The sequence below is a fragment of the Leptospira bourretii genome, from assembly GCF_004770145.1.
Classification (GTDB): domain Bacteria; phylum Spirochaetota; class Leptospiria; order Leptospirales; family Leptospiraceae; genus Leptospira_A; species Leptospira_A bourretii.
In genome coordinates this window covers 90,161-110,821 of record NZ_RQFW01000012.1, presented here as the reverse complement: position 1 = coordinate 110,821, position 20,661 = coordinate 90,161, and the positions used below count along the sequence as shown (strand labels likewise).

The following is a 20,661-nucleotide window of genomic DNA, read 5'->3' as shown; positions in this document are numbered from 1 at the left end:
GGATGCGGAAGGCTCATCAAGCTACAAACCTAGGAGTTTCAAACCTTCACCATTCAACACTCCCCTTAATACAACAAGTATTAGATCGTTGGATTAATTCAACTCATCCAAAATTACAGAATTCAGATAACGACATCGAGAATTCGACAAATAATTACCACCGCTTACAAAGCATAGTAAAATCGTTTTTAGGTACCGAAATAGAATGGGACAATGACGGCTATACTACTATCTTTAAAAAACCAATTGCTAAAGCCCAGCTTTCAGCGGGGCAAAGAGTATTACTGCAACTTTGTGTCGCAATTTATGCTCAAGGAGGTAATTTATCAAATCATATTCTCTTTATGGATGAACCTGAAAACCATTTACATCCTTCTGCAGTCATAGATTTATTAGATACAATAAAAAAACATAATCCAAATGGTCAAATTTGGATAGCAACCCACTCAATACCACTTTTATCGCATTTTGACGCTTCTTCTCTTTGGTTTGTAGAAGAAGGTATAATAAAACACTCAGGTAAGAAACCAGAAGAAGTATTGAAAAGTCTATTAGGCAATGAAGAAAGAATTCAGAAATTAAAAGATTTTACAAGCTTACCTAATGAATTAGCTAGAAATCGTTTTGCATTCGAATGTTTATGCTCTCCTAAAGTTATTGAAACTGATTCTAAAGACCCACAATCTAAACAGCTTTATGACCAACTTGAAATAATTTGGAAAAAAAAAGAAACTATTAGTCTGCTTGATTTTGGTGCAGGTAAAGGTCGAATGATTGCTAACCTTGCAGACTACGAAAACATATCACCAGCTATATTGGATTATCATGCATACGATTCATCAGATTCAGAGAAAGAACATTGCCTTAAGAATATTTCATTATCTTATTCAAATGAAACCAATCGTTATCATAATTCACTTGAAGATTTACGGTCTAAGGTAGATGACCATTACTTTGATGTGGTTGTCTTAAGTAATGTCCTCCATGAAATACCACATGAGTCATGGTGTGAAACCTTTAGTAGCATTGAAAAAATCCTAAAGACTGATGGCTTCCTTTTATTAATTGAAGACTGCCGTTTACCAACAGGTGAACTTGCCCATAAAAATGGTTTTATTGTTTTCAATACGCTGCATTTAAAAAAACTATTTGAAATTCCAGCTAATGAGGAAAAATTCATTAAACATGATGCTCGATTCGATTCTATTGATCAACGTGGTCGATTAATGGCACATTTAATTCCGACAAAATATTTAAAAAAGATTTCTTCTCAAACAATTAAGAGCTCATTACTAGAATTAAAATCTTCAGCAAAAACGGAAATTCGCAAAATTCGTAAAGGCGAAATAAGTTATTCTAATGGTATTGCACACAGTTTTTGGACTCAACAGCTAGCAAATGCGGAACTTTGTTTATCCGAATTAGGTGAGTAAAATTAGGTTAAAAACATCAAATGGACATTTATATGAGCGGAAAAAATAAATTCTTTAATTTAGAAACGATTAAAGCCAATATTTTTGTAATTACAATTGTACGGATTGAACACAATATATTCTCAATAAAAACCAAATTGCGCATAACAGCGACTAACTGCTTCACTTCGGGAAGACTAGTTCGTTATGCGAAAGAAGAAGTAATCCCTGTATGATTCATATATATTATGAAATTTATTTAAATAGGATTAAACTTTACAGTATATCCGGATATTAATTGAATGAAAAAAATAATAGTAGAAGAATTTATCAAAGCTACAAATTCACACAATTGGAAAAAAGTATTAAGCTTAACACATTCGAATTTCATAAGACATAGCTCTTCAATTCCTCATGAAATTCATGGAAATCACTCTCTAGTAGAATTCCATAAAAATGAATTGAAAACTTTTCCTGATCTTGATGAAAAAATTGAATTCTTAATAGAGGAAAATGATCTGGTTGCTGCCCGAATTAAATTTACAGGCACTCAGAAAGGTAAATTAGGAAAATTTCCCCCGTCAAACAAAATATTATCCGCTTCATTCAATTGTTTTTTCAAAATCGTCGACGATAAGATTTCAGAGACTTGGGTTGAATATGACAATCTTAATGGATTAATGCAATTAGGACATATTAATTCCGAAATAATTTGAACTCTTCATCTTTTTAAATAGGATAATTTATTCTCAACTTTTCCTTTAAAATAAATATTCTAAAAAATATCTGTAGAAAATGAGTCTCAATAAGTCATTATCCAAAGCCAATGAAAACTTCTTCCTTCGTATAACAGTAGCGAATTGCTTCGGCACTTGCGGCCTCGCTCTGTCTGTGACACATAGGGTTCAGGTACTCCCTTTGCCTGTGCAAGTGTCATTTCAATCCTTAACGTCCTGTCTACGGGACTCCGTGTCAGCCTACGTCGGTAAGTCTAATTCGTTATACGAAATTTCCGCTAAACTTATCTTATTTTGGAGACATTTAAAATTATGAACAGCTTAGAATTTAAAAATGCCAAAAAAACCGATTTAGAACAAATCATTATCCTTCTAGAAAAATTTAAGCTTCCTAATGAAGATATTCATGCAAATTCATTAATTCATTTCATTATTGTAAAATGTAACGATCAGATAATTGGTACGGTTGCACTAGAGAGATTCGACAATTTAGCCTTGCTTCGTTCTCTTTGTGTTGAAGAGAATTATCGAAATGATAATATTGGAAAGTCGCTTATCAATAAAATACTCGATTACGCCCGAGCGGAAAACATCTTGGATGTTTATTTACTTACTACTACAGCGGATAAATATTTTTTAAAATTTGGGTTTGAAGAAATTAGCAGAACGAATGCTCCCGATCTTATTCAACAATCTACTCAGTTTAGAGACATTTGTCCATCTTCAGCAATTTTTATGCACAAGAAACTCTAATTAAATTTCAATAAAGTAAGAATTTAATGAGAGAAGAATAAATGGCAACTTCACATAACATCGCTTAGTAAATCTTCCATGGCACTCACCCTTTTCAGAGTCAGTGCCAACTTTCATTCTTCACAACTTTTACTTCCTTACTGGTTCATCTCCACCAAGGTTTCAAATAAAATTTTAGTCCCTAATTCTAAGTTATCAATGGTCATGTTTTCATTTTTACCATGCATCCCATCAATATCTTCCGATTTGAGAACCGCAGGAATCAATCCGTATGATTTAATTCCCAACCTTCTCAAGTAGGAATTGTCTGTTTTTCCGGGAGAAAGAAAAGGAGTTACCGTACTGTTTGGAAACTTTTTGACAGACACAGCTGCCAAAGTGCTAAAAAGTCGAGTGTTGATAGGAGATACGTCGGTTGGATTGATATCGGTAAAAGTAATTTCTGCATTGTATTTAGCGGCAATAGTTTTTACTTTATTGGCAAATTCTTCAATATCAACTCCGGGCAATGTTCTGATGTCGAGTCTTCCTGAGGCTTCCCCTGCAATTACGTTTTCTCCTCCTTCGCCTTCTGTGGTTCTAAATCCAGTGATAGACTTAGTGTTTGTGGTCATTGCTGTTAGGTGGCGATTGCTTCGGATGGTTCCATGTAATAACGGTTTGATCAATGGGTTTCTGGCATTCTTCAAAAAAAATGAATTTGGAAAGGAACTGATGGTACCTAGTTGGTAAAAAAATGCATCAGTTTCGGAAGTGATGCGGATATCAGATTCCAGTTCTCTGACTTCATTAAAAAATTGGATTAAGGACAATGCTGGGTATTGAGTGGGAGGCGAAGATCCGTGCCCACTGGTTCCTTTGATTTTGGCTCGTAACCAAATGTTTCCTTTTTCCGCATATTGAATGTTAAAGATAGTGGAACCTGGGATCACAATGTCCCTTGTCGCCACACCACCTTCATTGAGTGCGTACTCGTATCCTTCAAAAACTTGTTTTTGTTTTGAAGTCATATACTTGCCGCCTAACTCGGAACCTGATTCCTCATCAGCCAAAGCCAAATACATAATTTTTCTAGTTCTTGGAATTCCAGATCGTTTGATTTCCAGAAAGGCAAGTAATTCCATCACGGCCATACCTTTCATATCAATGGCACCACGTCCCCAAACCCGGCCTTCACTTACCGTTCCAGAAAGCGGATTAACCTTCCATTCTTTAGAATCAAATTCGACTGTGTCTAAATGGTTTGCGAGAATGATTCCTGGCTCGGGATTAGGAACAGTCGCTTGTAATTCTGCAATCAAATTTGGTCTTGTTGGATATTTCGGATCAAAAACAAAACGAGAAGGGATTCCTTCTTTGGCAAGAACCGCTTGGATGTATTTGGCCACCTGAATTTCGTTTCCACGAACCGATGGTATTTTTAATAAATCTGATAAAAGTTTTACCGCTTCCGACCTGCGTGCTTCCCAATTGACTTTGGGATAAGATTGTTTTAGTTCCGCATACTTTACCTTTTGACCGAAGGAACATTGTAAACTCAAAACTGCGAGAATAAATACCGAAACTAAAACCTTCATAAAAATGAATCTCCCTTTCTTTCGGAAAAAGAGAATCATGGATTTTAAAAGTTAAAAGAAAAAACTAACTTATATTTTTCGTAAAACCAAACGAACAATGGCTGCCTTTCCTCTATGGAACGGGCTTTCATTGAGTTCAATTTCTAAGGCCTCTTCATATTCAACGCTCATTTCGGAAAAATCCATTCGCAAATCTTTTAACTGATACAACATATCGGGATCTTTGGGACCACCAGAAGTGTATTGCAACTGGTCCGGAGAAAATGCTTCTAATAATAAAATCCCACCTGTTTTTAATGTCCGAACACAATTCCGATGCGCTGTTGTGCGGATCGATTTATGAAAGTGACAATAGATCAAAGCAACCATATCCATTTGTTCTGGAGCATAAGGGTAAGACAGAACATCAGAAATCTCATAGTGGATGGTGACATTTTTTTCCTTAGCAAGTGCAGTTGCTTTCTGTTTTCCGATTTCTGATTGGTCAAAGGCAAATACATCCCAACCGAGTCCTGCAGCAAATACGGCATTTCGTCCTTCCCCTTCGCAGGGAAAAAGAATTCTCCCTTTTTTCAAATTAGGCAAACGAGTTCTTAAAAAATCGTTTGGATCTTTTCCGTAAACATAGTCTTCATTCGCATAACGTTCATTCCAGAAAGTTTTAGAATACATGGTGTCCCTGCCGTTTATTCTTTTGGTTGCATCATCATATACTAAACTTTCTGAATCAGAACTACTTTTTCAATAAAACCGAAGTAAATCTTCTGCAGATTCCCTTGGGGTGTGAAAACGATTGAGTTCAGAATCTGGTTTTGGATATCCAATGCTCAGTCCGAGGATCACCTTTTCTTCCTTCGGAAGTCCTAAATGATTTCGTACAACATCTGGAAATGCACCCAAAGCAGCTTGTGGACAAGTTCCCAATCCTTCCTCTCTTGCCAAAAGAAGAATCGATTGTAAAAAACAACCCAAATCAATTCCTACAAAAAAATTAAGATCAAATTTAGAAGTGATAAAAACGGCAGTCGGTGCTCCAAAGAATTCAAAATTGCGAAGCATAAATTGATCCCTTGCCTCTTTGTCTTTACGATCAATTCCAGCCACTCCGTAAATTTTCATCCCTAAATCAAACATTCGTTTTTTGGCATCACTGGGATAAGATTCTGGCCAATTGGTTTCTGGTTGGGGGGATGACTCTTTTGCCGCTTTGGTAAGTTCCAATGCCAACTCCTCTCGTTTATTGCCACTCACAATATGTACCTTCCAAGGTTGTGAGTTTTTCCAACTGGGGGAACGTAGAGCCTTTTTGAAGATCCTTTGGAGGATTTCATCTGGGACAGGTTCTTCTAAATATTCTCGGATGCTATGTCTAGTTTCTAGGGCCTCCGTTGTTGTTTTGGCAGACTCATGGATGGATATCATTTCAGAATTCATATGGATGCTCCTGGTCCATATACATACCGACCGGTATGTATATGCAAGAACTTTTCATACAGACCGGTTGGTATAATGTTTGCCTAGTTTTTGTAATTTTGGAATTTGTAAGGGATATGAAAAAAGAACCAACTCGTGTACGCCTTTTGCAAGTAAGCAAGGAACTCTTTTTAAAACAAGGGTATTCGGAAACTGGCCTCAATCAAATCGTCGGGGAAGCAGAAACCGTCAAAGCGAGTTTGTACCAACATTTTTCCTCAAAAGAGATGTTGGGTAAGGAAGTACTTCGAATTTATTCGAATGAGAATTTAACTCTTCTCAAATCTCTGATGAAACGAAATCCAAAACCACTAGATTTTGTAAAGGCTTGGGTTCGGATTCTTTCCCGGGAAGCGAGAGAATCCCAACTCTTTGGATGTGGGATGGCCAATTTCCGAGCACAGATTGCACCAAACGAATTGGAAATTTTGAAAGAAATTGAGGAAATTGCCCAGAAAACCATCGATTGTTTGGCTGAATATTTAGAAGAGTCTTTGGAAAATGGTTTTATCATTTCTAAAGTGGATTGTCGATTACTCGCTAAACAATTATTTTTTGTCTACGAAGGGGTTTTGCAAGGGTACCGTTTGCTTGATGACAAAAGGTCATTGGATGAACTTTACCGAATTGCTGAGAGTTTGATCCCAACTTCTAAATGAAATATACCAAATCGATCATTTATATTTTTTGTTTGGGATGGTTTTTACCTCTGTACGCAGATGGAAACCTAGAAGTTGTATTCCAAATTGTAAAATCCAATTCTGGCAAACCTGTCACAAATGCTGTGGTGATTTCAAAAAAAGGCAAAGCTAGTGGAGTTTCCAATGAAGAGGGGATCGCCAAACTTCGATTTCCCGAACCTGGGTATTATGAAATAAAAATCTCTACTGCCGACAGAACCGAATCTGTGTTTCGCGAAGTTCGATTCAAAGGGCAGGTGATCCTCGTCACCATCTCAGAAGCAAACCTATCGGGAATTTTAGTTAGCGGAGAAAGGGACAAAACTCCTCTTTCTCGGTATGGACTTGTACAAGAGGAAATCAAACGACTCCCCGGAGTTTCTGGTGATTCCTTAAAAGCTCTCCAAACCATTCCGGGTGTTGTGATTGGTGCCCCCGTCGGAATTTTACCATCAGTCTTTACAAACATTGGAACCAATTTGTTAACCGGAAATCCCTATTCCAATAGTGAAAGAGGAGATTTATCCTTACGCGGTGGTGGGACAAGACAAAACCAATATTATTTTGATGGATTTCCACTTTCTTATCCATTCCATTTGGGAAATCAATCTTCCGTACTAAATAACAATTTAATTAAATCCTTTGATGTATTTACAGGTGCTTTTCCAGCTAAATATGGTTATGCGACTGGTGGGATTATTGCCATCGAAGGTACTGATCGTGTTGATGAAAATAAAACAGTCATCAATATTAATTTGTTTTTATCAGATATTTATAACCAATCCAAAGTCCTGCCAGGACTGGCAATGATCAGCTCTGGAAGGAAAAACTATCCTAACTTGGTTTTATTACAGGCCTATCCGCAAGGGATTCCTGAAGATGCAAAGTATGCAGAGTATCAAGATTACCAATGGAAATTGATTTGGGATATTAGTTCAGAACACCGACTTTCCATCCAAACGTTTGGAACACGAGATAGGCAAGCATACACCAAAGCCCAAGCAGATTTGGAAAGGGGAGGAGAAGACCCGCGTCCTCCGACTGGCCTTGACCGAATGTTTCGCACTGATGCCATCCGATACGTTTGGAAGGGAAAAACATTTCGAAATACCCTATCATACTCACGCACTTCCTTTAATGAATTTTTTGAATTGAGATTTACGAATCCACTGACAGCAGAAAATATTTTTGGATTACAAAATCGAACTGCTGATACCACCACCTATGTTCATAATGCTTTTGAATGGGAACTTTGGGAAGAACATCTTAAATTAGAAGCGGGTGTCCAAGGTCGGTTCCGCGAGACCACATTAAAAGGAGAGAATATCTCTTCTTATAACCGATTATTTTATAATATATTTAATGATCTTTTAAATTCCAATGCTGCTTTTCGATCCGTGATCGATGGAGATCGAATTCGATACCGGGAAAAATCTGCTTATGCGGAACTTCCCTTTAAATACGGTGGATTTCGCCTAACACCAGGAGCAAGGGTTGACAACTATTCTGGCAGCAATGAAACCAATTTGGCTCCCCGAATCACAGGTGGTTATCTTTTTGAATCCACAAAAACAGGGTTTATGGTTGGGCATGGAATTCATTACAATGCTCCTGTGTCGATTGAGGCCTTGTCTGCTAAGTCAGGAAATCCTAATCTATATATGGAACGTTCCGAACATAATTCTGTCGGAGTCAGCCAGGAGTTTGCTAACAATTGGCAAATTAAAATCGAAGGTTTTCGGAATATCTTTCAGAATATCATTGTTCCTGATGCCTACATTGTTGATCCGTATGCTTTGAACAATGACACTCGAGTTTTTGTAAATGAGACAGCCAAAGTCCTCGCAAATCCCATCACACCCAAAAATCTAAATTATTCGAATGCAGGTTATGGTCATTCGGAAGGTGTTGAAATTTTTATTAAAAAAACAAAAGATCCAAGAGAACAATCTGGACTTTTTGGTTGGATTTCCTACACAAATTCCATCACCAAACGAATCAATAACCAAGCCAGATTATCCAGTGATGAAACAAGAAACAGAACTTTACTGAATAATTCCAGAACGCTTCTTGCCCAATCCAAAATTGGAACCAACTATATCAATTATTATGATGATAACCAATTTGAAGTTGTTTATAATAACGATAAAGAACAACTTTATGATTTAGATAGAACTCATATTTTAAATATTGTATTTGGTTATAAATTTAATCCTGAATGGATGGTGGGTGGAAGGTTTCGGTATTTTTCAGGTACACCTTACACTCCCATTACAAGTGCTACACGAGCAAATCAAGCCGCAACTTTTGGTTTGAACTTATATTTTCCAAATTATTCTGGGAACTATAACAGTGATCGATTTTTGCCCTTCCATCAATTTGACTTAAGAATCGATCGGATTGAAAATTATTCTTGGGGTTATATTAATACTTATATTGAATTTGTAAATTTTTATGGCCGTAGGAACCAAGCAGGATTCGAATTTGATAATACAAAAAACTACCAAAGGAATCAAAATCCCGCACCAACTTATGATACTGTAAATTCTCCATACATTATTTCGCAAACTCCGAATGGAAAATTAGCTTTTATTCCTCTTATCAATATTGGGATGGAGGTGCGATTTTGAAAAATACACTGATTGTATTATCGATCATATTAATGTTAACCTCTTGTTTTGATAGTGGGGAAGAAAAACAAAAAAAAGAAGAGAACAAACAAACTTTTAACTTAACAACTTTGTATTTAATTCGTGAATCGGGAAATTGTATCAAAACCAATACTTCCTTATCTTCGAATAACCAATTTTGTAGTCGAAGACCTCTTGGTGTATGCAATGTCAACCAACTCATTGTCACCCAGAGCGAAGTGAATGTGATGATCAATGATGCTCGCATCATCCAAACAAGAACTACGGATTGCCAAGAATCAATTTTGCAATCAGGAGTATTGAGTTTGAAGGCCACAACTACGGCCAATATTGATACCTTTAAATCCCAATATACATTTCTTGTGGCTGAATCTTGCGAATTAGAAGGATTCCAAGTAAACAATGGAACAAGGTTCGCTAATTTTACTGAAATCCTTTGGTTGGAGTCTGTTAGAGGAAAAATTGCAAAAGCAGCAAAACTCATAGTAGCCAATGGGTTTTTGCCTCAGGCAAATCGTGACCGTGCTAACAGTTGTTTGAATTTAGAATTTAAAGATTGGGAAAAGGACCTTGCGCAAGGAAACAATGAGAATAAAATCCTGGTCGAAATCGTTCATCCATAAATCTAAAATCCGCTTTCCTTAACCTCGCCATCTCACATTTTGTCTTTAATCTGAAGGAAATTGAATTTTATGACTTTGAATCGATATAGCCGCATTCTTACCCAAGATGAATCCCTTCCTGCCTCCCAAGCAATGATCATTGGATCTGGAGTTCCTTATGAAGATTTAAATAAACCATTCATTGGAATTGGAAGCACTGGATTTGATGGAAATCCTTGTAACATGCACCTCACCACTCTTGCATCCTTACAAAAGAAAAGTGTATTAGATACAAAACAAATGGTGGGTCTATTATTTAACACCATTGGTGTTAGTGATGGAATCACGAATGGAAATGATGGGATGCGTTATTCATTACCTTCCAGAGAAATTATTGCCGACTCCATCGAAACAATTTCAGGTGCACATTATTATGATGGGATTATCTTTACTGCTGGTTGTGATAAAAATATGCCAGGTGCCATTATGGCAATGTCAAGACTCAACAGGCCATCCATCATGGTGTACGGTGGAACGATCAATGGCGGAAATTACAAAGGTGAAAAATTAAATATTGTTTCTGCTTTTGAAGCTTATGGAAAAAAAATTAACGGCAAAATCACTGAAGAAGATTTTAAAGAAGTAATTAAGAATTCCTGCCCAGGCCCTGGAGCTTGTGGTGGAATGTATACGGCAAACACTATGGCAACGGCAATTGAAGTGATGGGAATGAGTTTGCCTTATAGTTCCTCTTCTCCTGCTCGTAGTGAAGAAAAAAAGAAAGAATGTATGAATATTGGAAAGTATATGTACAATCTTCTTGAAAAGGATATCAAACCTTCTGATATCATCACTCCCAAATCCATTCTAAATGCACTTCGTGTGGTGACCATTCTTGGTGGTTCCACAAATGCTGCCTTACATATGATTGCGATTGCAAGGACAATGGGCATTCCACTTGATTTGGAACAAATTCAAAAAGTAACCGACACAACTCCACTGTTAGCTGATATGAAACCAAGTGGAAAGTATCTTATGGAAGACCTTCATGCCATTGGTGGAACTCCTGCCATCATGAAATTTATGTTACGTGAAGGTTTGATTGATGGATCTTGTTTAACCGTCACTGGAAAAACCATTGCAGAAAACTTGGAAGGACTTCCTGATTTACCAAGTGACCAAGACTTACTGAGACCTGTCAGTAACCCCATCAAAAAAGAAGGCCATATCCAGGTTCTTTACGGCAACATTGCCAAAAAAGGTGCTGTGGCAAAAATCACAGGCCATGAAGGGGAAATGTTTGAAGGGAATGCCATTTGTTTTGATTCCGAAGTGGAAGCCAACGCAGGAATTCGAGATGGTAAAGTAAAACCAGGCCATGTGGTTGTGATTCGTTATGTAGGACCAAAAGGAGGACCGGGAATGCCGGAAATGTTAAAACCAACTTCTGCCATCATCGGTGCAGGTCTTGGGGATAACGTAGCCCTCATTACGGATGGAAGATTTTCTGGAGGAAGCCATGGATTTGTTGTGGGTCATATCACACCTGAAGCCATGGAAGGTGGAGAATTGGCCCTAGTCCAAGATGGTGACAAAATTCTCATTGATGCACGCACCAACAAACTTGAGTTAATTGTATCACCGGAAGAACTAGAAAAAAGAAGGGCTACTTGGAAAAAACCTCCGTACCGGATTACCTCTGGGTATCTTTGGAAATACATCCAGATGGTAAAAGATGCCAGTACGGGTTGTTTGACAGACCGTTAAAAATTCACATTCCCTTTAACTCTCAACGGAAATCCCCACTCGATTTAGGATTTAGTGGGGATTTCTTCTTTGCCATCGGCATGTCTTGCAAATCTTGATTTACCAACATGTACTGGATCATAAGAATCCCAAGGCCAACCACCAAACTGTGTTTTGCGGTAATCGTCAAATGCTTGTTGGATTTCCTCTTGTTTGTTCATCACAAAAGGTCCATACTGAACCACTGGTTCGGCTATGGGTTTACCTTCTAAAATTAAAATACGAGCAGATTCGGATCCGTTTTTTAGTTCCACGTCAATTTCCGATTTTAGATTGTACATATGTTTTCCCGGAACCACAACTCCATCAAGCACTAGGCCTTCTCCACGGAAGTAATATAGGTTTCTATTGTTGCCACTAGAACTTCCGGGAATCACAAAACTGGATTCGGGTTCCAAATCTAAAATATAAATGCCCACATCGTTTTTTGGATCACCTGCCCAGGAATCTGGAGGTGGATCTAGCGGTTTTTCGCCAAACAAAGAACCTGCGACCGTTTTAATTTTTATTTTTTTGCCTAAAGTATCAGTCACCACTTTCACTGGAATGTCTTCGTTCCAAAACATTTTGAAGTGGGGATCTACAAATTTATTTTTTGCAGGCAGATTCAACCAAATCTGAAATAACTCCAAAGTATTATCACCAGACTCATTTACGAGAGGAAACATTTCCGAATGTTGGATCCCAGCACCTGCTGTCATCCATTGGACGTCTCCATCTCCATACCTTCCAGCAGCACCTTGGGAATCGGCATGGTCAATCAGACCTCTTTGGACAACTGTTACAGTTTCAAATCCGCGGTGTGGGTGCCCAGGAAAACCGGGAATGGTTTCCCCGTGGTACATCCTCCATCCATCTTTGCCAGCAAAGTCCTGGCCAATTTGTCTTCCCTGTAAGGAAGCGTCTGGCCCAAACTTTCCATTGCCTTTGGGATAAAAATCTTCATGGTGTACACAAAACAAAAATGGATCTGAAGTTGGCCATTGGAAGTCTAGTTTTTGGGCATATTCTATCGATTTGTGTTTCATGAGTGAATCCTATTTTTGCGATCAGTATCGCTACTATTAAGACAGTAGTTAAGAATCAAAAGTTTTTCACAATAGAAACATTCACTCCAAAAGAACCATATTCTTTGGCACTTTGTGAGGAATTGAGATTGGGAACTGTGCTGAGTTCCACGGGAGTTTTTCCAGGTCCTAAATTATAACCTGTCACTTCTGAGACACTAAAAGAAGACATTTGGTAAAATCCACCGTACTTTAAACCAAAGGTATCAAAGAATTTCCAAACAAGTCCCATCTCAAAAGAAACCGAAGCCCCACCAAGTCCACGAGCCAAACCTTCCTTTGATTGAAATATGGTTAAGTCTGTTTTGGTAACAGGTGTACTAAATACAACTTGGTTACTCGAATTGAGTGTGCCAGTTGAAGAGTTTTCAATCCCGTAAGAGGCTAGTTTTAATTGTCCTGCAAATACGATAAGATCACCCATCATATAAAAGTTTAACCAATCGGTAATTGAAGTCACAAAACCGTAGTTCATTCCATAATTTTTAGTCCGAAACTCAACAGTTCCTGTTGATAATGCATAACCTTCCGTTACAGATTGTTCGCCAGTTCTTAAAAAAGGAAATTTTAATTGAAAGGATTGAAATGGTCCTTTGGAAGATAATTCAGAATAAGAAAAACTAAATTCATGTGAACTTGTTTCTGTTAGAAAATTTAAAGGACCAACGCCAATTTTAAATCCAACTTCATTGATTCCTGATCGAACTCGATCGTTCAAATACAATCCATTTGTACTAAAACTGGTTCTTGTATCATTGTAATGTTCTCCTTTTGCATAAACCAATCCGATAAAAAAATCTTCAGAGATTTGGTGAGAATATTTGATTCGAGGTGATACTGTAGAAGTTGGTCTTGATTCCGCACTTTCGGTAATAATCCCTGGAGGGTTCAGGTTGTTTGCCGTGCCGGAATTGACAAAACTTGCTGCCACACGGGAAGAATTGAGAATACTCGATACCGATTGTGGCCCACCTTCTGAAGGTGTTTGTGCAAATTCTCCAGCAAGTTCGATGACTTTTAATCCTTTACCAAGTATGGAAGAAGATTTAGGTTTTGAATCCAAATTTGGTTCTGGAGGATTGGATTGAGTTTGAGCAAAGATTGGTGTGACTAGTAAGGCAAGTACTAGAAATAATTTTTTGCATATTCGATTCATCATTGGTAAAAAATAAATTTTTGAAAAATAGAATCTAGAAAAAAAGAAAATTAGAAAGATAATTGATTTTGAAAATTTAGAATGATGTTAGTTTGTTTTTGTGTGTTGTACTAATTGAACCAAAAAAGTAGAACCCAATCCTAGTTCACTTTCTACCCAAATTTTACCTTCTTGTTTTTCTAAAAACTCTTTGCAGAGAATGAGTCCAAGTCCTGTTCCCGGTTCTTGCGCCGTACCTTTGGTTGAAGATTTTTGATCCAATCGAAAAAGGTTATCGATTTGTTCCTGCTTCATTCCCACTCCTCTATCTTTAACGAAGAAAATGAATTCATTCACTGGAGACTTTGTTGTGGGATTTTCAAATTCCAAATTTGTATTAGAATGTAATTCCTTGTTTTGTTGTAAAACTCCTACCGTTACTTCGGTATTGGCAATACTGTATTTGATTGCATTGGAAATTAAATTGCGGATTACAGTTTCAATCATAAATAAATCAGCAAAAATAACTTGGTCCTTTGGAATAAGATTTAAAATGGTTACTTGTTTTTTGTTAGCTGATAATGCCAAAAGACCAATCACTCTTTCGACGAGGTCAAAAAATTGAATGGATACTGGTTGGTAATTTATATTTCCACTTTGAGATCTAGCCCAATCCAATAAATTTTCGAGTAACGAATACACTAAGTCAGAAGATTCTTCCAACATTTTCAAATAAGTTGTTCTTTCGATTTCAGAAAATTTAGAATCTTTTTCGCTTAAAATTTTGGTAAATTCCCGTTGGGTGCCAAGTGGCCCACGTAAGTCATGCGCAATGATGGAAAAAAATTTATCTTTTGATGAGTTGAGTTCTGCCAAACGAATTGCAGATTCTCTTAAATTTGTTTCTGCTAATTTTCGTTCTGTGATATTGCGAACAATGGCACAATTGTATTGTTTTCCAGCATATTCCACCAAATTCACCGTAACTTCGATAGGAAAAGAAATACCATCTTTTCTTTGGTTAATTGTTTCGATAGAAAATGTTTTACGATCTAAGATTTCCTGCCAATGTGCATTCCATGTTTCGAGATCAAACAATGGATCAACTTGGAACATTTGCATGGAAAGAAATTCTTCTTTTGTGTAACCATAGTTTTTGCAGGCGGCGTCATTTACGAAAACAAAATTGCCTTTTGAATCCAACCAAAGAATGGATTCAGAGATGGTATCAATTGAAAACTGCGTGAATTGCAGAGCATGGATTAGGTTTGTGTGGCTTACATCTTTGTCTTCCAAAGATTGTTTTAAAACTTGGTTTTCTGATTCCAACCTTTTTAGGTCAGCAAATAATGCTTCGTATGTCTTAGGGAGAATCGACATGGATGATTGGTAAGATTCAAATTTTGGAAAAAAATTGCCAAGAACTAAGTGTTGGATTTCTTTATTTCCTTGGGTATGAATCTGGCTTGACTTACGTATTATTCCTAGATAGACCTATACTCCCTGAAACGATATGTCTTGTTTATTTTGTCAAGAAGGATCCAGCCAATTTTCACGTTTAGAACCCGTTCGTGATGAAAGGTTGACATACCAATTTCCCACCGATGATATCGTAGGAAATTCCCTGAATCGATTCAAAGAAATTTATGAATGTAAGGATTGCCATAGCTTCTGGTGGATCAAAACCAGAGGGACTGGTGACCCAAGATCCACCTATCCAGAGTTTTACGAACAGACAGCAGAACGAATTGATGACCAGCGTTCAGAATTGATTCGTAACCCCACTGTTTCTCGTCTCGTGGCCGCAAAGGAAAACTTATTTCCTTACTCATTCTTTGAAGAGGTTTTGGAAATTCTTTCTAAAACAGAAACAGAAAAACTAAAAGTTTTATTCCTCAACCGAGATCCGAATTTACCATCTTCCGTAAAACGCTGGTTACGCCAATGGTTTCAAAAAGAATTTCTCTTGGAGTTCCAAGGAATTCAAAAAAAATGGTTTCCTCAGTCCTCACGTTTACTATTCCAATTGGAGGAAAATGAATCGTTTTTTGCCTCTGAATTCATCGGAAGGGATCAATTTGTATGTATTGCCTATAGCGAAGAAAACTATTTTCTACAATCATTTGACCTTAATCAAAAACAAATGCTTTGGAAGGAAAAAATTCAAAAACCATTTGTCGATGGGATAGAAATTCCAGTTCTTTTTTACCAAGCCGGTTATCTTTGTTCTTACCAAGGATTCCAAAAAGGTTCAGAATATTATTCAAAACTAAATCGACCGGATACACTTTGTATTTATGATCTTTCTGGTAAACTTATTCTATCAATCAAACTTGCTTTTCATTGTTATGAAATCCTTTCAACTGAAGAACGTGATGTCTCAGAAAATCGAATCGTACATAATTTCAATTTTACGATTCTTTCTGATACTTTGTATCTTCCTTTCCAATCACAAATCCATGTTTATGATTTGAATTCTGGAAAACTAAAGAAAACAATTACATTGCCAAAGTTTGAGATTTTTTCTGGTAGAGCTTTTGAAACAGAGTCCGGAAATCTTTTGTTCCATACTCTAAAAGGAATTTTGGGAATCAGTCCAACTGGTGAAGAAGTTTTCCAATATTTTTCTCCTTATCATCCAGTGTTTATCGATTCACAATTCCAATTATACTTTTATTATGCCATTGTTGAATCGGCAAATACAGGAAAGAAAAAACTCTTTGAACAAACACATAGTTCTGGAATTTCTTTGGTGCGGGAATTGGCTTCTCCACCTGTAGAATTTCCTGGCGGGATTTATTTACCATTTGCTTTGGATGGTTCTCTTCTTTTGGATTCTGAACTCAATACAATCAAAGATCTTCCTTTCAGCACAACCGATACTCTTGGACCACATTCATTCGGTAATGCCAAATCACCGGTGATTGTAACAGAAGATCGGATCATCATCACGGCCGATCATTCTGGAATTCGTATGATTGATTTTTTGGGGAATGTAGTTTTTGAAAAACCAATCCAAAGTGAAGTGATTTCCCTTTTTACCTTTGATGGAAAACATACAATTTTGATTTTGAGTTTTTTTGATGAATATAGCGAAGAAGACCAAATTGAACTTATTTTACTCTCACCCAATGGAAAAGAGCTGAAACAAAAAATACTCCCTGGTCCGAAAGGGTTGTCGGTTAGTTTTGATGGCATTTGTATTTTTGCAAAAAACAACCAAATGTTCTCCATTGATTTATTTGAGACAGAAGAATCCAAATGAATTTGATTCATAAAAAAAGATTTCTCTTTGTTTTGGTTTTGTTTTTAGCAACTTCTCAAATTGATGCCGAAGACTCTGTAATCGACATCAAAGATTGTGATTTTTCTCCGCTTTATCTTACAAATTCGATATTAGTTTTGGAAGATAAAACAAACCAATTGAACTTCGAAGATATTGTTTCACCAAAATATGAATCACAATTTCTGAAAGTTAAATCTTCGAAGGAAGCTTTCAATTTTTCCTATTCAAACTCAACCTATTGGTTAAGGGTTTCGTTAGAAAATCAAAGTTTTTCTTCTAAAGAGGTTACCTTTGTTGTTTCTTATCCAAGATTAAAAACTTTGGATTTTTATTTTCGTAACCCAAAAAAAATTAAAAAGATTTCTTCGGGATATTCGGTTCCCATGTTGAATCGCCCTTACCAAAGCAGATTTTTTGTATTTCCCATTTCTTTTCCGGAAAATTCTAATGCGATTGTATATTTCAAAGTAAAGTCGCCAAACTCCATCAATCTTCCCATTCAGTTATGGAATAAAGATCTCTATGATCGCCATGAAATCAACGATCACGTCATCCAAGCCATATACTTTGGAATTGCATTTGCGATGGCTCTATTCAATTTGTTTTTGTTTTTTATCCTGAAAGACAAAAATTATTTTTTATATGTTCTAGTGGTTACTAGTACTGCGTTTACGATTGCCTCGCATAACGGAATTGCTTCGGAATATTTATGGAAATTTTCACCTTGGATGGACCAATATTCGGTGAATCTTTTTATTTCCGTTGTATTAATCCTGTTTTTAATTTTTATGCGAAGTTTGTTAAATACCAAACAGATCATTCCCAAACTAGATCGTTTGAGCATAATATTGATTCTGATCCAAATCGGATTGCCTATTTTATATATTTATTCTTTTGAATTCTGGATCAAAACTTTAGTGTTTAGCCATACCATTACATCACTTTGGATTTTAATCATTGGTATAGTATGTTCGTTCCAAAGGCAGAGAATCGCCTATTTTTTCCTTCTAGCATTTGCATTTTTGTTTTTTGCTTTGATTCTTTCTACTTTGCGTGCATTGGGTTATCTCCCTACCAATTCCTTTACGATTGATGGCCCACAATATGGATCAGCGGCTGAAATGATGTTACTTGCGTTTGCACTGGCGGATCGTTATCATACCATCATTAGAGAAAAAGAAACTGCAGAAGAACAAGTAAAACTTAGTTTAGAAAAATCCAATTTTGATTTAGAGGAAAAAGTAAAAGAAAGAACCTTCACTTTGAATCGTACACTCAATGCAATGAAACGAGACCTGTTCGTTGCAAAAAAAATCCAAGAGAATTCCTTGGCCATTGACTCCAATCTCATCAAAAAATTAAATTTAGTGTATCGTTATCTTCCTGTATCGGAAGTGGGTGGTGATTTTTTTGACTTAAGCCTTCTCAAAGACTCAAAGTATAGAATTTTAATTTCTGATGCAACAGGCCATGGTGTTCATGCGGCAATGATCACTATGGCAATCAAAGGTTTGTATGATCCTATCAAAAACTTTGAATTACCACCTGCTAAAGTTTTGGAGATTTTTAATGAAGAGTTTATGGATAACTTTGTTTCTTTGAATAGTCTTTTGACGGCAATGATCCTCGATATCGATTTGATCGAAAAAAAAATCCAATATGCATCCGCAGGCCATCCTGCAGCTGTACTGGTGCAGAAAGAAAAAATCCAACTTCTTTCAAAAACGGGAAGGATGATCGGGCTCAAAAAACAAATCCACTATGAACAATCCGAAATAAACTTTGAGAAGGGAGATCGGCTTTTTGTCTTTACTGACGGTGTTTTTGAGGCTTTTAACTCGAAAGATGAAGAATTTGGTGAGGAATCGCTTTACCACCTCTTCCAATCCACACGTGCTCTCAGTTTGGATGGGGTGGTGGACCATCTCCTAAAAACACTACAAAACTTTCTAAATGGTCAGGATCGCCAGGACGACTTAACCATCCTCGGGTTGGATTTATGATTTTTTTTGGAAAATTAGTTTAATATTAAATAAATGCAATATCAAATCACTTCATATCGTAGTCTATTTCCTAAATAGTAAATCAAAATTGGAGAACCTTGTGAAATCATTATTTTCAGAAGCGAAGTTAGGAAACCTTACCTTAAAGAATAAAGTGGTGATGGCCCCCATGACCCGTTCCCGTTCCATCGGAAATGTGCCAGGAGAAATCGTTGCAACTTATTACGAACAAAGAGCGGAAGCGGGACTCATCGTGACAGAAGGAACTTCTCCTTCTCCGAATGGTCTTGGTTATGCGAGAATCCCTGGAATTTTTTCAGAAGAACAAACAAAAGCCTGGAAAAAAGTCACAGACAAAGTGCATGCGAAAGGAAGTAAAATTTTTGTCCAACTCATGCATACAGGTCGTATCGGACATGAATTGAATTTACCGAAAGGTGCGAAAGTTCTTGGGCCATCGGCAATCCTTGCCAAAGGACAAATGTGGACTGACACAGACGGAATGAAAGAACACTCTACACCGAAAGAAATGTCAAAAGCAGAACTAAAAGAAACTATCGAAGAATTTGTTTTAGCATCCAAAAATGCAATCAAAGCAGGATTTGATGGAGTTGAATTGCATGCAGCCAATGGTTATTTATTAGAACAATTTTTGCATCCATCTTCAAACCAACGAACAGATGAATATGGTGGTTCCATTGAAAACCGAATTCGTTTTATTTTAGAAGTAGCAACGGCAGTGAGTAATGCTATCGGCAAAGAAAAAACGGCCATTCGTTTATCTCCATATACGGCCTTTAACGATCTTTTTCCATTTCCTGAAACTCATGACGAATATTCATTGTTAGCTGAAAAATTAAATGAAATTGGAGTTGTATACATCCACTTGGTAGATCATTCTTCTATGGGTGCTCCCAAGGTAGAACCGGAAACAGTTCAGAACATCAGAAAAGCATTCAAGGGGACACTCATCCTTAGTGGTGGTTATGATGCAGAACGAGCTGAAAAAGATTTATCTTCTGGACTTGCAGACTTAGTTGCATTTGGAAAACCATTTTTAGCCAATCCTGATTTAGTCACAAGATTTCAAAAAAACATTCCATTGGTTTCTTTTGATCAAACAACATTGTATACAGCTGATGAAAAAGGTTATATCGACTATCCATTAGCAAGTTAATCCACATTCACCCACCACAAAATAGAACGATTGTGTTTCTTTTATGGTGCCTCAAATAAAAACAAGAGCGGACTCTCAAAGTAGCTGACCGGGCTACTCCGGGGTCCGCGTTCGCTCCCGTCACCTACCATCTAACGATGGCAGGTGACCAAGCCCTTCGTATCCCTGGCACAAAATTTCAATCTTAAAGGTACATCTCCAGTCCTTTGGCCGTTTGTAAAATCCACTGTACAAATCTGAACCGGAAATCTTGGATCCAAAATTGGTTTTCTTGTCTACTTCGTTATAGTGAATTTTATTTC

At 37.0% G+C, this 20,661-nt stretch carries 16 protein-coding genes; 10 read left to right on the top strand and 6 right to left on the bottom strand.

What is annotated here, in order from left to right; genetic code table 11:
• Nucleotides 1–2 precede the first annotated feature (2 nt).
• The 3 genes from EHQ47_RS07900 (at nt 3) to arsN2 (ending at nt 2,902) form a co-directional block, all read left to right on the top strand.
• Nucleotides 3–1,433 (top strand): methyltransferase domain-containing protein, encoded by a 1,431-nt coding sequence (locus tag EHQ47_RS07900; RefSeq protein WP_135776931.1) that lies wholly within the window; start codon nt 3–5, stop codon nt 1,431–1,433.
• 281 nt (nt 1,434–1,714) lie between these two features.
• A complete protein-coding gene (locus tag EHQ47_RS07895) occupies nt 1,715–2,128 on the top strand; it encodes an ester cyclase (RefSeq protein ID WP_135776930.1) in 414 nt (137 codons plus the stop codon).
• 333 nt (nt 2,129–2,461) lie between these two features.
• Complete coding sequence (gene arsN2 / locus EHQ47_RS07890) at nt 2,462–2,902, top strand: arsenic resistance N-acetyltransferase ArsN2 (RefSeq protein WP_135776929.1); 441 nt, start codon at nt 2,462–2,464, stop codon at nt 2,900–2,902.
• A gap of 137 nt (nt 2,903–3,039) precedes the next feature.
• On the opposite strand, the gene EHQ47_RS07885 is transcribed toward arsN2, so the two are convergent.
• The 3 genes from EHQ47_RS07885 to EHQ47_RS07875 all read right to left on the bottom strand — a co-directional run bounded on the left by EHQ47_RS07885 (nt 3,040) and on the right by EHQ47_RS07875 (nt 5,913).
• Nucleotides 3,040–4,479 (bottom strand): M20/M25/M40 family metallo-hydrolase, encoded by a 1,440-nt coding sequence (locus tag EHQ47_RS07885; protein WP_135776928.1) that lies wholly within the window; start codon nt 4,477–4,479, stop codon nt 3,040–3,042.
• Between the two features lie 69 nt (nt 4,480–4,548).
• Nucleotides 4,549–5,151: a class I SAM-dependent methyltransferase gene (locus EHQ47_RS07880; RefSeq protein ID WP_135748823.1), complete on the bottom strand. Its 603-nt coding sequence runs from the start codon at nt 5,149–5,151 to the stop codon at nt 4,549–4,551.
• Nucleotides 5,152–5,220: 69 nt separating this feature from the next.
• Nucleotides 5,221–5,913, bottom strand: a complete 693-nt coding sequence (locus EHQ47_RS07875; protein ID WP_135776927.1) for a nitroreductase — start codon at nt 5,911–5,913, stop codon at nt 5,221–5,223.
• A 116-nt stretch (nt 5,914–6,029) separates the two neighbouring features.
• On the opposite strand from EHQ47_RS07875, the gene EHQ47_RS07870 reads away from it, so the two are divergent.
• The 4 genes from EHQ47_RS07870 to ilvD all read left to right on the top strand — a co-directional run bounded on the left by EHQ47_RS07870 (nt 6,030) and on the right by ilvD (nt 11,652).
• The gene (locus EHQ47_RS07870; RefSeq protein WP_135748825.1) at nt 6,030–6,611 is read left to right on the top strand and encodes a TetR/AcrR family transcriptional regulator; all 582 of its coding nucleotides are present in this window, start codon (nt 6,030–6,032) and stop codon (nt 6,609–6,611) included.
• Nucleotides 6,608–9,262, top strand: a complete 2,655-nt coding sequence (locus tag EHQ47_RS07865; protein ID WP_135748826.1) for a TonB-dependent receptor plug domain-containing protein — start codon at nt 6,608–6,610, stop codon at nt 9,260–9,262. The genes EHQ47_RS07870 and EHQ47_RS07865 overlap by 4 nt, the downstream gene beginning before the upstream one ends.
• Nucleotides 9,263–9,294: 32 nt before the next feature.
• Complete coding sequence (locus EHQ47_RS07860) at nt 9,295–9,906, top strand: hypothetical protein (RefSeq protein WP_135777072.1); 612 nt, start codon at nt 9,295–9,297, stop codon at nt 9,904–9,906.
• 69 nt (nt 9,907–9,975) lie between these two features.
• A complete protein-coding gene (gene ilvD / locus EHQ47_RS07855) occupies nt 9,976–11,652 on the top strand; it encodes a dihydroxy-acid dehydratase (RefSeq protein ID WP_135748828.1) in 1,677 nt (558 codons plus the stop codon).
• A 44-nt stretch (nt 11,653–11,696) separates the two neighbouring features.
• On the opposite strand, the gene EHQ47_RS07850 is transcribed toward ilvD, so the two are convergent.
• The 3 genes from EHQ47_RS07850 to EHQ47_RS07840 form a co-directional block, all read right to left on the bottom strand.
• A complete protein-coding gene (locus EHQ47_RS07850; RefSeq protein ID WP_135748829.1) occupies nt 11,697–12,719 on the bottom strand; it encodes a pirin family protein in 1,023 nt (340 codons plus the stop codon).
• A 55-nt stretch (nt 12,720–12,774) separates the two neighbouring features.
• A complete protein-coding gene (locus EHQ47_RS07845) occupies nt 12,775–13,917 on the bottom strand; it encodes a hypothetical protein (protein WP_244290258.1) in 1,143 nt (380 codons plus the stop codon).
• Nucleotides 13,918–14,001: 84 nt separating this feature from the next.
• Nucleotides 14,002–15,273 (bottom strand): PAS domain-containing sensor histidine kinase, encoded by a 1,272-nt coding sequence (locus tag EHQ47_RS07840; RefSeq protein WP_135748830.1) that lies wholly within the window; start codon nt 15,271–15,273, stop codon nt 14,002–14,004.
• A 133-nt stretch (nt 15,274–15,406) separates the two neighbouring features.
• Here EHQ47_RS07840 and EHQ47_RS07835 point away from each other — a divergent pair, with 133 nt between their 5' ends.
• The 3 genes from EHQ47_RS07835 (at nt 15,407) to EHQ47_RS07825 (ending at nt 20,359) form a co-directional block, all read left to right on the top strand.
• Nucleotides 15,407–17,158, top strand: coding sequence for a hypothetical protein (locus tag EHQ47_RS07835; RefSeq protein WP_135748831.1), 1,752 nt, complete (start codon nt 15,407–15,409; stop codon nt 17,156–17,158).
• Entirely contained in the window at nt 17,155–19,182 is a 2,028-nt protein-coding gene (locus tag EHQ47_RS07830; protein ID WP_135748832.1) for a SpoIIE family protein phosphatase, read from the top strand. The genes EHQ47_RS07835 and EHQ47_RS07830 overlap by 4 nt, the downstream gene beginning before the upstream one ends.
• A 100-nt stretch (nt 19,183–19,282) precedes the next feature.
• Nucleotides 19,283–20,359, top strand: coding sequence for an alkene reductase (locus EHQ47_RS07825; protein WP_135776926.1), 1,077 nt, complete (start codon nt 19,283–19,285; stop codon nt 20,357–20,359).
• Nucleotides 20,360–20,661 lie beyond the last annotated feature (302 nt).

What these genes read in the sequence shown, in the direction of transcription:
- EHQ47_RS07900 (WP_135776931.1), top strand. Translation starts at nt 3, where the DNA reads ATGCGGAAGGCTCATCAAGCTACAAACCTAGGAGTTTCAAACCTTCAC.
- EHQ47_RS07895 (WP_135776930.1), top strand. Translation starts at nt 1,715, where the DNA reads ATGAAAAAAATAATAGTAGAAGAATTTATCAAAGCTACAAATTCACAC.
- arsN2 (WP_135776929.1), top strand. Translation starts at nt 2,462, where the DNA reads ATGAACAGCTTAGAATTTAAAAATGCCAAAAAAACCGATTTAGAACAA.
- EHQ47_RS07885 (WP_135776928.1), bottom strand. Translation starts at nt 4,479, where the DNA reads ATGAAGGTTTTAGTTTCGGTATTTATTCTCGCAGTTTTGAGTTTACAA.
- EHQ47_RS07880 (WP_135748823.1), bottom strand. Translation starts at nt 5,151, where the DNA reads ATGTATTCTAAAACTTTCTGGAATGAACGTTATGCGAATGAAGACTAT.
- EHQ47_RS07875 (WP_135776927.1), bottom strand. Translation starts at nt 5,913, where the DNA reads ATGAATTCTGAAATGATATCCATCCATGAGTCTGCCAAAACAACAACG.
- EHQ47_RS07870 (WP_135748825.1), top strand. Translation starts at nt 6,030, where the DNA reads ATGAAAAAAGAACCAACTCGTGTACGCCTTTTGCAAGTAAGCAAGGAA.
- EHQ47_RS07865 (WP_135748826.1), top strand. Translation starts at nt 6,608, where the DNA reads ATGAAATATACCAAATCGATCATTTATATTTTTTGTTTGGGATGGTTT.
- EHQ47_RS07860 (WP_135777072.1), top strand. Translation starts at nt 9,295, where the DNA reads ATGTTAACCTCTTGTTTTGATAGTGGGGAAGAAAAACAAAAAAAAGAA.
- ilvD (WP_135748828.1), top strand. Translation starts at nt 9,976, where the DNA reads ATGACTTTGAATCGATATAGCCGCATTCTTACCCAAGATGAATCCCTT.
- EHQ47_RS07850 (WP_135748829.1), bottom strand. Translation starts at nt 12,719, where the DNA reads ATGAAACACAAATCGATAGAATATGCCCAAAAACTAGACTTCCAATGG.
- EHQ47_RS07845 (WP_244290258.1), bottom strand. Translation starts at nt 13,917, where the DNA reads ATGATGAATCGAATATGCAAAAAATTATTTCTAGTACTTGCCTTACTA.
- EHQ47_RS07840 (WP_135748830.1), bottom strand. Translation starts at nt 15,273, where the DNA reads ATGTCGATTCTCCCTAAGACATACGAAGCATTATTTGCTGACCTAAAA.
- EHQ47_RS07835 (WP_135748831.1), top strand. Translation starts at nt 15,407, where the DNA reads ATGTCTTGTTTATTTTGTCAAGAAGGATCCAGCCAATTTTCACGTTTA.
- EHQ47_RS07830 (WP_135748832.1), top strand. Translation starts at nt 17,155, where the DNA reads ATGAATTTGATTCATAAAAAAAGATTTCTCTTTGTTTTGGTTTTGTTT.